Here is a 13,014-nt window from a genome sequence, read left to right on the forward strand (position 1 = left end):
GATGAAAAACGGCAAATAGGCATACACCAAACCTATATAAACTGCCATGTCGGTCCGGTATATTTCCAGTGGCGCATCAATAAGACCCAAGGCCATTAAAGCGTTGTTAAGCAGGCCGTCATTGCGCAATATGCCCACCCACGCATAAACACGCAGCAGCAACGAGGTCCAGAAAGGCAAGATCACCGCAAGCAGCATCAGGTGGCGGGCCTTCGCGTTGGCTCGGGCAATGTAATACGCCATGGGGTAGCCGATCAGGGCGCAACACAAGGTCGTAACCAACGCCATCTTGGCCGAGCTGATATAGGTGGCAATGTACAGACTGTCGGTGAACAACAGCTTGTAGCTGCTAAGGTGAATACCCAGGGTCAGGGTTTCATTGTCCAGCGTGGTCAGAGGCGTATACGGTGGAATCCCAAACCTAAGATCCGCCAAACTGATCTTGAACACCAACAAAAACGGCACCAGCAGGAACAGCGCCAGCCAAATGAACGGCGGCACGATGGCCAGCTTGCGCAGCAAGGTCGGGCGATCATAGACAAACAGCTTCCTCATGTCGCGAGCACCGTTGCGCTGTCGCTGTCCCAACTGACGAATATCTGGTCGTCCAGGCCCGGTGCATCGCTTTGTGCCAGAATCTGGCTGGGCACCGCAGCCTCGACCACAGCGCCCGAATCCAGACGCAACTGGTAGCGGGCATGGCTGCCCATCCAGGCCACATGGCTGACAACCCCGCGCGACCAGTTAAATTCGTGAACCGGCTGCTCGCGTGTGACGCGGATCTGCTCGGGCCGAACCGATACGTGCACCTGCATGCCCAGCGGCTCGTTGATGCCGTGGTTGACATACATGGGCCTGGGCAGGTCGTCGCTTTCGATCTGCACGTGGTCGGATTCGTCGACGGTGATGACACCCGTGAACACATTGGTGCTGCCAATGAAATTAGCCACGAAGCGCGAATTGGGAAACTCGTAGACCTCGCGTGGGGTGCCGCATTGCATGATCTGCCCTTCGGTCATGACAGCGATGCGACCGGCCATGGTCATGGCCTCGTCCTGATCATGGGTGACCATAATGCAAGTGACACCCACCTGGTCCAGAATACGTACCAGCTCAATCTGTGTCTTTTGCCGTATTTGCTTGTCCAGCGCCGACATGGGCTCGTCAAGCAGCAACAGTTTGGGCCGCTTGACCAGGCTGCGAGCCAGCGCCACACGCTGTTGCTGTCCACCCGACAATTGATGGGGCTTGCGTCGCGAATATCCCGCCATCTGCACCAGATCAAGCGCCTCGAACACCCGCTCGTGAATTTCGTTGCGCGGCACACCCTCTTGCTTCAGGCCGAACGCCACATTCGCTTCGACCGTCATGTGAGGAAACAAGGCGTAAGACTGGAACATCATGTTGACCGGCCGCTGGTAAGGGGCCAAAGCGGTAATGTCCTCGCCGTCCAGATAGATTCGGCCCGACGTAGGCTCTTCAAACCCCGCCAGCATACGCAACAAGGTGGATTTTCCGCAGCCCGAGCTTCCGAGCAGCGCAAAGATTTCGCGCCGCTTAACGGCAAGGTTGACTGACTTCACCGCTACGACGTCGCCATATATTTTTACGACCTCGTCAACCCGAACGAACTCGTCCTCGTCAGTGGGACGGGGGCCGGTGATATTACGATTATCCATAGAGATCAACGCCCCGAACGTAGTTCTGCCCAGAGCCGGTTCTGTACGCGCTGGACATGCAGTGGCAAGGCCTTGATGACGAAAAGCTGAGCAGCAACCTCGTCGGGCGGATAGATCATGGGGTTGTTGGCAACCTCGGGGTCCACATACTGACGGGCGGTTTTGTTGGCGTTCGGATAAAACATGGCATTGGTGATCGCCGCATGCACTTGCGGCGTTTCAATATAGTTAATGAAAGCATGGGCCTCGTCGACATTGGCCGCGCCCTTCGGTATGGCCATGGTATCGAACCACGCCGGGGCACCGCCCTGGGGCAAGTAATAATCGATCTCATACGTTTTACCTGCTTCTTTGGCGCGCTCACGCGCAATCAGCACATCGCCCGAGAAGCCGTAAACCATGCAGAGATCACCCGAAGCAAGTTCGTCGATATAGCCCGACGAGCTGAACTGACGGACATAAGGCCTGATCTGCTTGAGCAGTTCGACCGCCTCGCGGTAATCGTCGGGATGGGTACTGTTGGGGTCTTTGCCCAAATAATGCAGCGCCGCCGGAAACACTTGCGCCGCCTCATCCAATATGGCGATGCCGCAGCTTTTGAGTTTGCTTGCGTACTCGGGATTGAAAAGCATGTCCCAACTACCCAGGGGCGCTTCGTCGCCCAATATCTGACGCACCCGGGTCACGTTGTAACCCAGGCCGTTGGTGCCGTAGCCCCACGGAACCAGATACTGGTTGCCGGGGTCGACCGATGCCAGCAGTTTCATGATTTCAGGGTCAAGATGGCGCCAGTTGGGTATCTTGGTTTTATCAAGCTTCTGAAACAGCCCGGCCTCGAGTTGCCGAGCCGCATAATGGGTAGAGGGCACGACCACGTCATACCCCGACTTGCCTGTTAGCAGTTTGGCCTGCAAGGTATCGTTGCTGTCATAAACGTCATAGCGAACCTTGATGCCGGTTTCGTTGACAAAGCCCGAAATCGTGTCAGGAGCCGTGTATTCGGCCCAGTTGTATACGTTCAGGACACCCCCCTGTGCCCAGCCCGCGCCCCCCGCCAATGCAAACAGTGCCATCAAGAACCATGGCATGACTCGGTTCAAACCCACGGTAAGCGTCTCCAGAAACAACATACCCAAAAACACGTGATGATAAAGCTTTTTGCCGGCCATGCAGGCCTTAGGCGCTTAGCTGCAAGTAAGCGTTGTGAATCTGCCGCCAACACTCCAGACCCGGCTCACCCGCCACCTTATCTAACGAGCGTTTTAAACGCAGCAGATTGGACCGGCGAAGCCGGGCGGTAAGCGTACGTCGACGGGCCCTGTCGAAGTCAATCAACCAGACCTGTCCTGAACTGCTGAGCAAAATGTTAAAGGCATTCAGGTCGGCATGCCAGACACCGGCCTCGTGCATGGCGAAAATAGCCTTGGCAACGGCTTCGGGTTCGGCCCGCGCTTCGGCCAGGGTGCGTACTTGTGGAATACGCTCGATAAGTATCGCCGCACGATAGGTCAGACCCGATTTCCAATAGGCCGCCGCCAAGGGTGCGGGTACGGCAAGCCCACGCTCGCGCAAGAACCACAGAACGCGAAATTCGGCGAATGATCGCGTAGCGTCGGCGCCCGCCCAAACGTAGCGATCCCGGCTGAGCTTTGCGACCATGCCGCCGCGACGATAGTGCCGTAACACGGCCTGGCCAAACTCGGCCTCGACGAACCATGCGGATTTGCGTCCGCCCACTTGCACGGGAGCGGCATGCAGCAAGGGGTTCTGTGGGTCGAACAACCCCGGCCCGGGATCGACGATGCGTGCGGCGTCGAAGCATGCCGCGCCGCCGGAAAATGAACGCAATCCGATCCTGGAAAGTTCGGAGTTCATGCAACCTCTCGCAACATGCGCAAAGGCGGTGTTTTAAGCACACCCCGAAGTGCGAGCCCGCCGCCCAGGCACGAAATGAGCGCACCACCCACTATACCCACCACCCAGGGCCACCACGGCCAGCCGAGCGAAAACTCAAACACGCGGTCGGCAAGCAAACGGGCCAGGAGTACCGAGCCCAACGCGGCCAAGGCGCCTGACAATCCGCCAAGCGTCGTCAGTTCAAGCCACTGCGTTCTGCGAAGCCTTGCAGCGCCGGCGCCCAACACGCGCAGTATGGCCACCTCGTGTATGCGTTCGTCGCGCGTGGCGGCAAAGGCCGCCGCCAAGACCTGCACCCCTGCCAACACCGTAAACAGGAACAAGATTTGTACGGCCAGGACGGCCTGCTCAACAATGCGCCTCACGTGTCCCAGAATGGCGCCGACATCGAACACGGTGAGGTTGGGAAACTCGGCGACCAAGCGCTGGCTGAGTGCGAGCTTGTCGGCCGGAAGGTGGAACGACGTAATGTAGGTGGCAGGCGCATTCTCTAATGCAGAGGGCGACATCAGGGCGAAAAAATTCACATCGAATGAATCCCACTTGACTTCGCGCAAGCTGGTAACCCGGACCCGTACGATTTGGCCCGCGACATCGAAGGCCAGGGTGTCGCCCATGCCGATGGCCAGGGTATCGGCCAGACCGGTCTCAAGCGACACCTCGCCGGCGTCGGGATCGAGCCAGCGACCCGCCACAATGGTATTGCTGTCGGGCAGCGACGGCATGTACGACAGGTTGAACTCCCGCTCGACCATGCGCTGGGCGCGTTCGTCTTCGTAGGTGCGTGCATCGACCGGCACATCGTTGATGGCCAGCAGCCGCCCCCGTATCATGGGTGCCGGTGCCCCACTGCGGATGCCGGCGGTGTTCAGCTGTGCCAGTACCGCCTCACGCTGTTCGGGCAGAATATTGATTAAAAAGGTGTTGGGTGCGTCGGGCGGCAAAGTGCCGCGCCAGCCGTCAAGCAGATCGGTGCGGGCAAGGGTCAACAACAACATCACCATTAAGCCGACAGCCAAAGCACATACCTGAACCGTTGCCAGCCCCGGGCGGCGCGTCATGCCTTTCAGGGCAAACCGCAAGGTAGAGGCGCCCTGCCATCTGCCCGCCAAACCACCCAACAATCGTATGACCCCATAAGCGATGCCGTAAAAAAACGCCAGCCCGCCCACAAAGCCACCCGTCACCAGCAGGCTCATTCGCGCGTCGCCCGAAATCCACCACGACAACAAAAAGAAGGCGACAAGGCCCGCCGCATAGGAAACAGCTGTTCGTGGGGCCCATTGCCCTTTCATTTGGCGCAGTACCCGCATGGGCGCCACGCGATACAAGGCCGCCAGCGGAGGCAGGGCAAAACCGACCAGCAGCAATAAAGACGAGGCGTAACCGTGCCATACCGGCCCCCAACCGGGCGCGGGCAGGTCAACGTCGAGCAACGACGAAACCAACTGCGCAAGCCCTGCTTGCACTGCAAAGGCCAAAGCCACACCCAGCGTGGCGCAGACCAAAGCCAGCGCCACGAACTCGATTGCGAACATGGATGCGATTTGCGCCCGGGCCGCCCCGATGCAACGCATGACCGCCACTCCGTCACGATGGCGGCGGCTGAATCGGCGCGCGGCCAAAGCCACGGCCACAGCGGCAATAATCACGGTCAGCAAGGCGACCAGAGTCAGAAATTGATGCGCACGGTCTAACGAACGCTGGATTTCGGGTCGGGCTTCGCCGGGTTCCGACAACCTTTGACCACGCCCCAGCCGGGGCTCGAGCCACTGCCGATAGGCTTGAACCGCCGTTTGCTCGCCGGCCACGTTGGCAGCATCACGCACTCGGCTCGCCGGACCGAGCAAGCCGGTGGCGGGCAGCTCGTCCAGACGCATCATGACCCGCGGTGCCACATTGATGAACTGCACCCCCCGATCAGGCTCATAGCTGATGACGCCCGATATGGTCAGCGCCGACTCGCCGATGGTGATCGTGTCACCCAGGTTCACATCGAGCAAGCCGGTAAGTTGCGGATCGACCCATGCCGTGCCGGGCGCCGGCCCCCCGTGTACGGCGTTGTCTTGCGCTTCGCCGCGCAACAGTAGTTCGCCGCGCAAGGGGTACTTGCCGTCCACGGCTTTAAGCGACACCAGACGCATGCCGCCCGGGGCATCAACCATGGACGACATCGTTTGATACCGAGAAACCTCAAGGCCTGATTGAACCGCCTGTTCGAGCACGGCCTGGCCTATGGGTTCGTCAGCCGTCAGGACCAGGTCGCCGCCCAGCATCTGAGCCGAACTGCGGTCAAGCGCCGCCGATACCCGACCGGACAGAAAGCCGACACTGCTGACCGCCGTCACGGCTATGACCAGTGCCAGTGCCAGCAGGCCGAGCTCGCCCGAGCGCCAGTCGCGCTTCAATGCCCTGAAGCTCGGCGCAAGGAATCGGTTCCACCATTTTTTCATCGGGATTTCCGTGTCATGGGGGGGCCTTAACGTAAACGATCGATGGCGCCATCGATACGGTCTACCGGCCATATCTCAAGCCCCTCGATAGCCTGCCTGGGCGCATTGGCCTTGGGCACCAGGGCCAGACGAAAACCCAGTTTAGCGGCTTCTTTCAGGCGCTCTTGCCCCCGTGGCGCAGGACGGATCTCGCCTGCCAGGCCTACCTCGCCAAATGCAATCAGACCTTCGGGCAGCGGCTTGTTGCGCAAGGAGGACATGATGGCAAGCAAGACCGGAAGATCGGCGGCGGGCTCAGTGATCTTGACCCCACCCACTGCATTGACGAAGACGTCCTGATCAAAGGTGGCAATACCGGCGTGACGGTGCAGCACGGCCAACAACATGGCGAGCCGGGTGCCTTCCAGCCCCACCGACAGCCGACGCGGATTAGGAACGTGGGCGCCGTCGACCAAAGCCTGGATCTCGACCAGCAGCGGGCGCGTACCCTCTTGTGTGGCCATGACGCAAGAACCCGCAACATTACGGTCGTGCTGTGACAAGAAGAGCGCCGATGGGTTGTTGACCCCCTTCAGGCCACGATCGGTCATGGCGAACACGCCCAGTTCGTTGACTGCTCCGAACCGGTTTTTAATAGCCCGCACCAGCCGAAAGGAAGAATGGGTATCGCCTTCGAAATACAGAACCGTGTCAACGATATGCTCAAGTACACGCGGGCCGGCCAAGGCGCCGTCTTTGGTGACATGACCAATAAGCACGATTGCGGTGCCGGTTTGCTTGGCCAGGCGTGTCAGTTGGGCGGCGCACTCGCGCACCTGTGAAACCGAGCCCGGGGCCGCGCTAAGCTCTGACGAGTAAAGCGTTTGAATGGAATCAATAACCGCCACCCGCGGACGCTCGGTGGTCAGGGCCTCGACAATGGCCTCGAGTCGAATTTCGGCCAGCAGCTTGACCTCTTCGGTGGCAAGATCCAGGCGGCGCGCCCGCAAGGCCACTTGTTCGGCCGATTCTTCGCCCGTTACGTAGAGCACGGGCGTGACCCGAGAAAGCGATACCAGGGCTTGCAGCAATAGCGTCGACTTTCCGATTCCGGGGTCGCCGCCGATAAGAATGACGGCGCCAGTAACCAGGCCGCCACCCAGAACGCGATCGAATTCGGCAATGCCTGTCGGCTGGCGCGGAAGCTCGCGCGCTTCGATTTCGGCTAGGTTTCGAATGGGGCTGGCCCCGGCCAAGGGCGCAAAACGATGGGCCTGCGCCGACGCCGCCACGGTTTCGACCAGCGTGTTCCACTCGCCGCAATGTGGGCATTTGCCTTCCCATTTGGGGCAGGTTCCGCCGCATTCCGAACAGACGAAAGTGGTTTTGGCTTTGGCCATGCAGACGCCTACGAGTGGCGGCCGGCAAGGCTGCCGCCGCCGTCCACGCCAAGAACCTGACCCGTGATAAACCCCGCTTCAGACGATAAAAGAAAGGTAACCGCCGCCGCCACGTCGGCAGGCTGACCCAGCCTGCCCATGGGTATCGACTCAAGGGCGGACTTCTCGGCCTCACTGCCTATCGGATTATTAGCTCGGAACAGTTCGGTCTCTACCGGCCCCGGCGACACGGCATTGACCGTGATGCCAAACTGGGCCAGCTCAAGCGCCCAGGTTCGGGTGCAGGCAACCAAAGCGTTCTTGGCCGCCGAATAGCTGGTGCGATTGGGTGAGCCATGCGTGGCACGGCTGCAAATATTGACGATACGACCTTCATGGCGTGCCTTCATGGAGGCGACAAAAGCCTGGGTAACCTGAACAGCGACCCGAAGATTCAGATCGTAAACCTGATACAAGGACGCCAGGTCGATTTCGCCCAGCGGTTCGGGCTTGACCAGTCCGACGTTATTGACGACAGCGTCAACAGGGTATTTTTCGCGAATAACCCGCAAAATGTCTTCGGTTTCGCCCGCATTGGCCAGGTCACACGAGTACAGATAGCCGGGGAAATCGATGTCCTGAGTATGGCGAGCCAGGCCCACCACATGACAGCCCAGGTCGGCCAGGCGACGGCTGATGGCCCAGCCTATGCCCTTGGTCGCACCGGTAACCAGTACACATTGATTCTTCACGATGTCTTCCTTCGGTAGCCTTGAGCTTGTGAACACAAAGCCGATATGCCGCGGCGCCAGACGAACAAAGACCGGCAGCGTGCGACTTAATCGGTTTGCACTGAAACCGGCACTCGGGGTGCCAGGGCGCATAATAACTCGTAGCCGATGGTACCAGCCGAACGTGCGACCTGATCAACCGAGGGGCCGCCCTGCCCCCATAGCACGACCGACGAGCCGATACCGGCCTGCGGCACTGGCGTGAGGTCGACGATCAGCATGTCCATCGAGACCCTTCCCAGCAATTGGGTGGGCCGGCCCTGTACCGTAACCGGCGTGCCGCTGGGAGCATGGCGAGGATACCCGTCGGCATAGCCGCAGGCAACGACCCCCACGCGCATGGCCCGCGGCGCGACGAAAGCGTGGCCGTACCCCAACCCTTGCCCCGGCACAACCTGTTGTACTCCGATGATTTGCGACCGCAGGGTCATGACCGGCTCAAGGCCCAGGTCGCTGGCCGACTGGTTGGGAAACGGCGAAGACCCGTAAAGACAGATGCCAGGCCGCACCCACTGCTCGAACTCGGCCGCGGGCCAGAGCCAATAGCCGGGCGTGAGGGTGGCGGCCGAGTTGCAAAGGCTGACGGGGCCGGGTAGTTGTGCGGTCGTTTCAAAAAAAAGACGGAGCTGCGCCTCGGTGGTTTCGACATGGTCATCGGACCGCGCAAAATGGGTCATTTTGCCTACTGTGCCCAAGACTCCACGCTGTTGCTGTGCCACCGCCTGGGCATAGGCCGACCGGTAGCGGTCGGGCGCAAAGCCAAGGCGGTTCATGCCGGTATTGAGCTTGACCAGCGCATCAATAGGCTTGCCCGCCTGTACCGGCTGGAGCATGTCGAGTTGCTCTTGGCAGTGTACGGTGGTCGATAAACTATAATCCCGGTAGGTTTCAAGATCTGCGGGCTCGAAGTGGCCCTCGAGCATCAGTATCGGCTTGGTCCAGCCGGCCTCGCGGCACCTGACCGCTTCGTCCAGATCCAGCATGGCCAGGCCTTGGGCCTGATCGAAGGCGCGAACCGCGTTCTCGATGCCATGGCCGTAGGCGTTGGCCTTGATGACCGCCCAGATGTTTGGGGCAACCCGGTGGTCTTGCCGGCTGAAACTGTTCAATTGTTTGGCGACGATGGCCAGATTGTGCTTTAACGACGACAACGAAATCGAAGCCGATATTGGACGTGGCATAACTACTCTACTCCCCTAATAGCGAAAGTCTAATCCATGTCGACACCCGATGTGAAACGGCGGGAGCACTATGAAAATTTCCCGGTCGCTTCTCTGTTGCTGCCCCGGCGCCTGCGCGCACCGGTCTCACACATTTATCACTTTGCCCGCAGCGCCGATGACATCGCCGACGAAGGCGACGATACGGCTGCGACCCGGCTGAACAAACTGGCCGCATACCGCCGGGCCTTGCTGTCGATGCACGACGGACACTCCGGCCTGCCTGTGGGTGACCCGCTGAACGATGTATTTGCGTCGCTGGCGCATACGGTACATGCGCACAACCTGCCCCTGCAGCCCTTTTTGGATCTGCTTTCCGCTTTTGAGCAAGACGTCACCACCCATCGTTATGCCGACGACGACGCCCTGCTTGACTACTGCTCGCGTTCGGCCAACCCGGTGGGCCGACTGATGCTGCATCTATACAAAGCCGCCCAGCCCGAAAACCTGGATCAGGCCGACGCCCTATGCACGGGCCTTCAACTGACCAATTTTTGGCAGGATGTGGCCATTGATTGGGAAAAATCGCGGGTATATCTACCCCAGGAAAAACTTGTCCGCCATGGCGTGAGTGAAACACATATCGCTCACGGGCGTTGCGACGCGGCTTGGCAGGCATTGATGCGTGAACAGGTGGAGCAGGCCCGCGCCCTGCTGCTGCAAGGCCTGCCCCTGGCCCGCCGCCTGCCGGGTCGGATCGGACTCGAGCTACGCCTGGTGGCACAGGGCGGGCTGCGTATCCTCGAGCGTATGGAACCAGTACACTACGACGTGTTCAAACATAGGCCGACCCTGAATAAACGCGACTGGCTGCTGCTTTCGTGGCGCACCGTTCGCGACGTCGTCCACCCTACCCGGCTTTAAGCAAGCAATGAGCCCCGACGAATACTGCCAGACCAAAGCCGCACAAAGCGGTTCGAGCTTTTATTACTCGTTTTTGTTTCTTCCGCCCGAACAGCGTAAGGCCATCGTGGCCCTGTACGCTTTTTGCCGTGAGGTTGACGACGTCGTTGACGAATGCAGCGACCCTTCCATCGCCCGCAACAAACTGGCCTGGTGGCGGACCGAAGTAGACCGCATGTTCGCCGGCAAGCCCGAGCATCCTGTTACCCGCGCCCTTGCCCCTCACTTGGAAAAACGCCGCATTACGGCGGACCGCATGCATGCGGTCATTGCGGGCATGGAGATGGATCTGGATCAATCACGCTACCTCGACTGGCCCGGCCTGCGTACATACTGCTGGCATGCAGCAGGCGTGGTCGGCGAGCTTTCGGTAGGCATATTCGGCTATACCGACGACAACACCCTGAAATATGCAGACAAGCTTGGCCTGGCGTTCCAGTTGACCAACATCATTCGGGACGTGGGCGACGATGCGCGTCGGGGCCGCATCTATCTGCCCATAGACGAACTGCAAAAATTCGACGTAAAGGCTTCCGAGATTCTGAACAGCCAACACTCCGAGCGATTCGAAAGGCTGATGCAGTTTCAGGCGCAGCGCGCCCGACAGTATTATCGCGAAGCCATGCAAGCGCTGCCCGAAGCTGATCGTCGCAACCAGCGACCGGGGCTGGCCATGGCGGCCATTTACCATGCCTTGCTCAATGAAATCGAACGCGACGGCTGGCATGTGCTTGAGCAGCGCATTTCGCTGACCCCCATTCGCAAGTTGTGGCTGGCCTGGAAAACCTGGGTAACCGGCGGGCGAGGCCTGGTCAAGCAACTGACCCAATGAAGGTCGCCGTCGTCGGCGCCGGCTGGGCCGGGCTAAGTGCAGCTCTTGAGCTGCATCGACATGGACATGAGGCAACGGTATTTGAGTCGGGTCACCGGCTGGGCGGCCGGGCACGCTCGGTTCACTCTCGCAAGCTGAGCGCCACGGTGGACAATGGCCAGCATATTTTGCTGGCTGCCTATACCGAAACCTTGCGCGTCATGCAGCAATTGGGCCTGTCTGGCCAGCAACGGCTGCTTCGCATGCCGCTTGACCTGCAGTCGGCCGACCGCAGCTTCAGGCTGCAAGTGCCGAAGCTACCCGACGCGCTGGCCCTGCCTGCCGCCCTATTGCTTGCCCAAGGCCTCTCGTGGCGCGAGCGCTTGCGTCTTGCAACGTTGCTGACCAGCCTTAAACGGCGCCGCTGGCAGACCGAGCCTGGACTGACGGTCGCGCAATGGCTTGCGCAAGGCCGGCAATCCACGCACATTATTCGTGCTTTCTGGGACCCTCTGTGTGTGGCCGCAATGAACACGCCGGTACACCATGCGTGTGCGCAGCTATTCGCAAACGTGCTGCGCGACAGCCTGGGGGCTGGGTCTTCTGCCAGCCAGGTGCTGATCTCGCGCGTCGATCTTTCGTCTCTGTGGCCTGAACGGCTGCCGGCCCAGATACGTGTGCTTCGCGGCCGCACGGTTCGTCGTGTTGGGTCTGCCGACGGCGCGGCGCAAGGCAAAGGAAGGGTATTGGTGGACGACGAGGTCTTTGATGCTGCGATCATCGCCACGAATGTGTGGCCGGCGCACAGGCTGTTGCAGCAATTACCTGCGGTGTCGGTTGACCGAAAAGCCTACTTGAGCCAGTTTGAAAGTTTCTCGCCGATGCCGATCGCTACGCTTACTTTGCAACTGGCTGACTATTGGAGCCTGCCCCAGCCGATGCTGATGCTGCACGAATGCCCCGAAAAGCAGCATTTCGGTCAGTGGTTGTTCCACTGTAATGAGTTCCTTGATCTTGATGAACCTATGGGAGCGAGCCGCGTGAACGTGGTGATCAGCAATGCAGATACGCTACGTGGCCTGGGTTCTGAACGCATTGCGCAAGGGGTGATTGCGCAAATTATTGAACAGACAAAAAGCCGTGCGCCAATGCCCAAGGTCGCGGCCTATGAGCTGATCACCGAGAAGCGCGCGACCTTCGCAGCGGTTCCGGGGCTGAGCCGGCCTACGAATTCGACGCCGTGGAACGGCATCTATGTGGCCGGAGACTGGACGGATACGGGTTATCCGGCTGTTCTTGAAGGCGCAGTACGCAGCGGAAAGTCGGCAGTGACGCGACTGTTATCTGATACGGGATTTTGAGTTATTCAGCGGCGTGGCTATTCGTTAGCACAGTATTTGAGTTCTTTAAGCGGCGTGGGGCTGGGTGGGGTATTTGGGCGCCGGCAGCTGCGGCCGGCTTTGCCGGCTTCCCTCGTCGTCTATCATTTTCGGGGCGCACGCAGAACTCGCAACGTCGGGCCCGTGGCCCGACACCCTTGTTGCTCAAACATGCTGCGTGCTTGCCTCCCCGAAAACGACAGCCGACTCGGCTTGCAAACGTCGCCCAAATACCCCACCCAGCCCCAGGCCTTCTGTTTACGATCTTTGAGGTGCTAAAAGAACCTCGCGCATAGGGCCGCCGGTGCTGTTTGCCGTGATGCCGCTCATGTGGCTCATGTGGCTCATGTGGCTCGTGTCGCCGACACCGGTGACACCGCCGAAGTGGCCGACGGCGCCAATCGAGGCAAGGCTCGACCTGCCCTCGCAGGAAGAATTGGCTCTCATCCCAACTGCAGTTCCTGTGATGTGGGGCAGGAACGTCTCAAGAACCAACAGCGCAA

12 protein-coding genes are annotated in these 13,014 nt (G+C 60.0%); 3 read left to right on the top strand and 9 right to left on the bottom strand.

Annotated elements, in window-relative coordinates; all coding sequences use genetic code 11:
- From VL003_RS08275 to alr, 8 genes are all read right to left on the bottom strand, one after another.
- On the bottom strand, positions 1-555 hold a 555-nt coding region (locus tag VL003_RS08275; protein WP_487047250.1), incomplete at its 3' end, for an ABC transporter permease.
- On the bottom strand, positions 552-1,679 hold the full coding sequence (locus tag VL003_RS08280) for an ABC transporter ATP-binding protein (protein WP_325441424.1): 1,128 nt from the start codon (positions 1,677-1,679) through the stop codon (positions 552-554). The genes VL003_RS08280 and VL003_RS08275, both read right to left, overlap by 4 nt.
- Before the next feature lie 5 nt (positions 1,680-1,684).
- Positions 1,685-2,767 (bottom strand): polyamine ABC transporter substrate-binding protein, encoded by a 1,083-nt coding sequence (locus VL003_RS08285; protein WP_414708264.1) that lies wholly within the window; start codon positions 2,765-2,767, stop codon positions 1,685-1,687.
- A gap of 88 nt (positions 2,768-2,855) precedes the next feature.
- The gene (locus VL003_RS08290) at positions 2,856-3,554 is read right to left on the bottom strand and encodes a 3-deoxy-D-manno-octulosonic acid kinase (protein WP_325441426.1); all 699 of its coding nucleotides are present in this window, start codon (positions 3,552-3,554) and stop codon (positions 2,856-2,858) included.
- Positions 3,551-6,049 carry an ABC transporter permease gene (locus VL003_RS08295; RefSeq protein ID WP_325441428.1) on the bottom strand — a complete coding sequence of 833 codons (2,499 nt, stop codon included), beginning with the start codon at positions 6,047-6,049 and terminating at the stop codon, positions 3,551-3,553. The genes VL003_RS08290 and VL003_RS08295 overlap by 4 nt, the downstream gene beginning before the upstream one ends.
- Positions 6,050-6,075: 26 nt before the next feature.
- Complete coding sequence (radA, locus tag VL003_RS08300; protein WP_325441430.1) at positions 6,076-7,428, bottom strand: DNA repair protein RadA; 1,353 nt, start codon at positions 7,426-7,428, stop codon at positions 6,076-6,078.
- Between the two features lie 8 nt (positions 7,429-7,436).
- Entirely contained in the window at positions 7,437-8,159 is a 723-nt protein-coding gene (locus VL003_RS08305; RefSeq protein WP_325441432.1) for an SDR family oxidoreductase, read from the bottom strand.
- Between the two features lie 86 nt (positions 8,160-8,245).
- Positions 8,246-9,379 carry an alanine racemase gene (gene alr, locus VL003_RS08310; protein ID WP_325441434.1) on the bottom strand — a complete coding sequence of 378 codons (1,134 nt, stop codon included), beginning with the start codon at positions 9,377-9,379 and terminating at the stop codon, positions 8,246-8,248.
- A 36-nt stretch (positions 9,380-9,415) separates the two neighbouring features.
- Here alr and hpnC point away from each other — a divergent pair, with 36 nt between their 5' ends.
- The 3 genes from hpnC to hpnE are packed head-to-tail and all read left to right on the top strand — an operon-like array spanning position 9,416 to position 12,493.
- Positions 9,416-10,282: a squalene synthase HpnC gene (hpnC, locus tag VL003_RS08315; protein ID WP_325441435.1), complete on the top strand. Its 867-nt coding sequence runs from the start codon at positions 9,416-9,418 to the stop codon at positions 10,280-10,282.
- 7 nt (positions 10,283-10,289) lie between these two features.
- A complete protein-coding gene (hpnD, locus tag VL003_RS08320) occupies positions 10,290-11,153 on the top strand; it encodes a presqualene diphosphate synthase HpnD (RefSeq protein WP_325441437.1) in 864 nt (287 codons plus the stop codon).
- A complete protein-coding gene (gene hpnE, locus VL003_RS08325; RefSeq protein WP_325441439.1) occupies positions 11,150-12,493 on the top strand; it encodes a hydroxysqualene dehydroxylase HpnE in 1,344 nt (447 codons plus the stop codon). Before hpnD ends, hpnE begins: the two co-directional genes overlap by 4 nt.
- 276 nt (positions 12,494-12,769) lie before the next feature.
- Here the strand turns inward: hpnE and VL003_RS08330 are convergent.
- A partial coding sequence (locus VL003_RS08330) for a hypothetical protein (protein ID WP_325441441.1) occupies positions 12,770-13,014 on the bottom strand: 245 nt, incomplete at its 5' end.

Source organism: Pusillimonas sp. (assembly GCF_035515275.1).
In the GTDB taxonomy this organism is placed as follows: Bacteria; Pseudomonadota; Gammaproteobacteria; order Burkholderiales; family Burkholderiaceae_B; genus Pusillimonas.

What these genes read in the sequence shown, in the direction of transcription:
- radA (WP_325441430.1), bottom strand. Translation starts at nt 7,428, where the DNA reads ATGGCCAAAGCCAAAACCACTTTCGTCTGTTCGGAATGCGGCGGAACC.
- VL003_RS08285 (WP_414708264.1), bottom strand. Translation starts at nt 2,767, where the DNA reads ATGCCATGGTTCTTGATGGCACTGTTTGCATTGGCGGGGGGCGCGGGC.
- alr (WP_325441434.1), bottom strand. Translation starts at nt 9,379, where the DNA reads ATGCCACGTCCAATATCGGCTTCGATTTCGTTGTCGTCGTTAAAGCAC.
- VL003_RS08295 (WP_325441428.1), bottom strand. Translation starts at nt 6,049, where the DNA reads ATGAAAAAATGGTGGAACCGATTCCTTGCGCCGAGCTTCAGGGCATTG.
- hpnD (WP_325441437.1), top strand. Translation starts at nt 10,290, where the DNA reads ATGAGCCCCGACGAATACTGCCAGACCAAAGCCGCACAAAGCGGTTCG.
- hpnE (WP_325441439.1), top strand. Translation starts at nt 11,150, where the DNA reads ATGAAGGTCGCCGTCGTCGGCGCCGGCTGGGCCGGGCTAAGTGCAGCT.
- VL003_RS08280 (WP_325441424.1), bottom strand. Translation starts at nt 1,679, where the DNA reads ATGGATAATCGTAATATCACCGGCCCCCGTCCCACTGACGAGGACGAG.
- VL003_RS08290 (WP_325441426.1), bottom strand. Translation starts at nt 3,554, where the DNA reads ATGAACTCCGAACTTTCCAGGATCGGATTGCGTTCATTTTCCGGCGGC.
- hpnC (WP_325441435.1), top strand. Translation starts at nt 9,416, where the DNA reads ATGTCGACACCCGATGTGAAACGGCGGGAGCACTATGAAAATTTCCCG.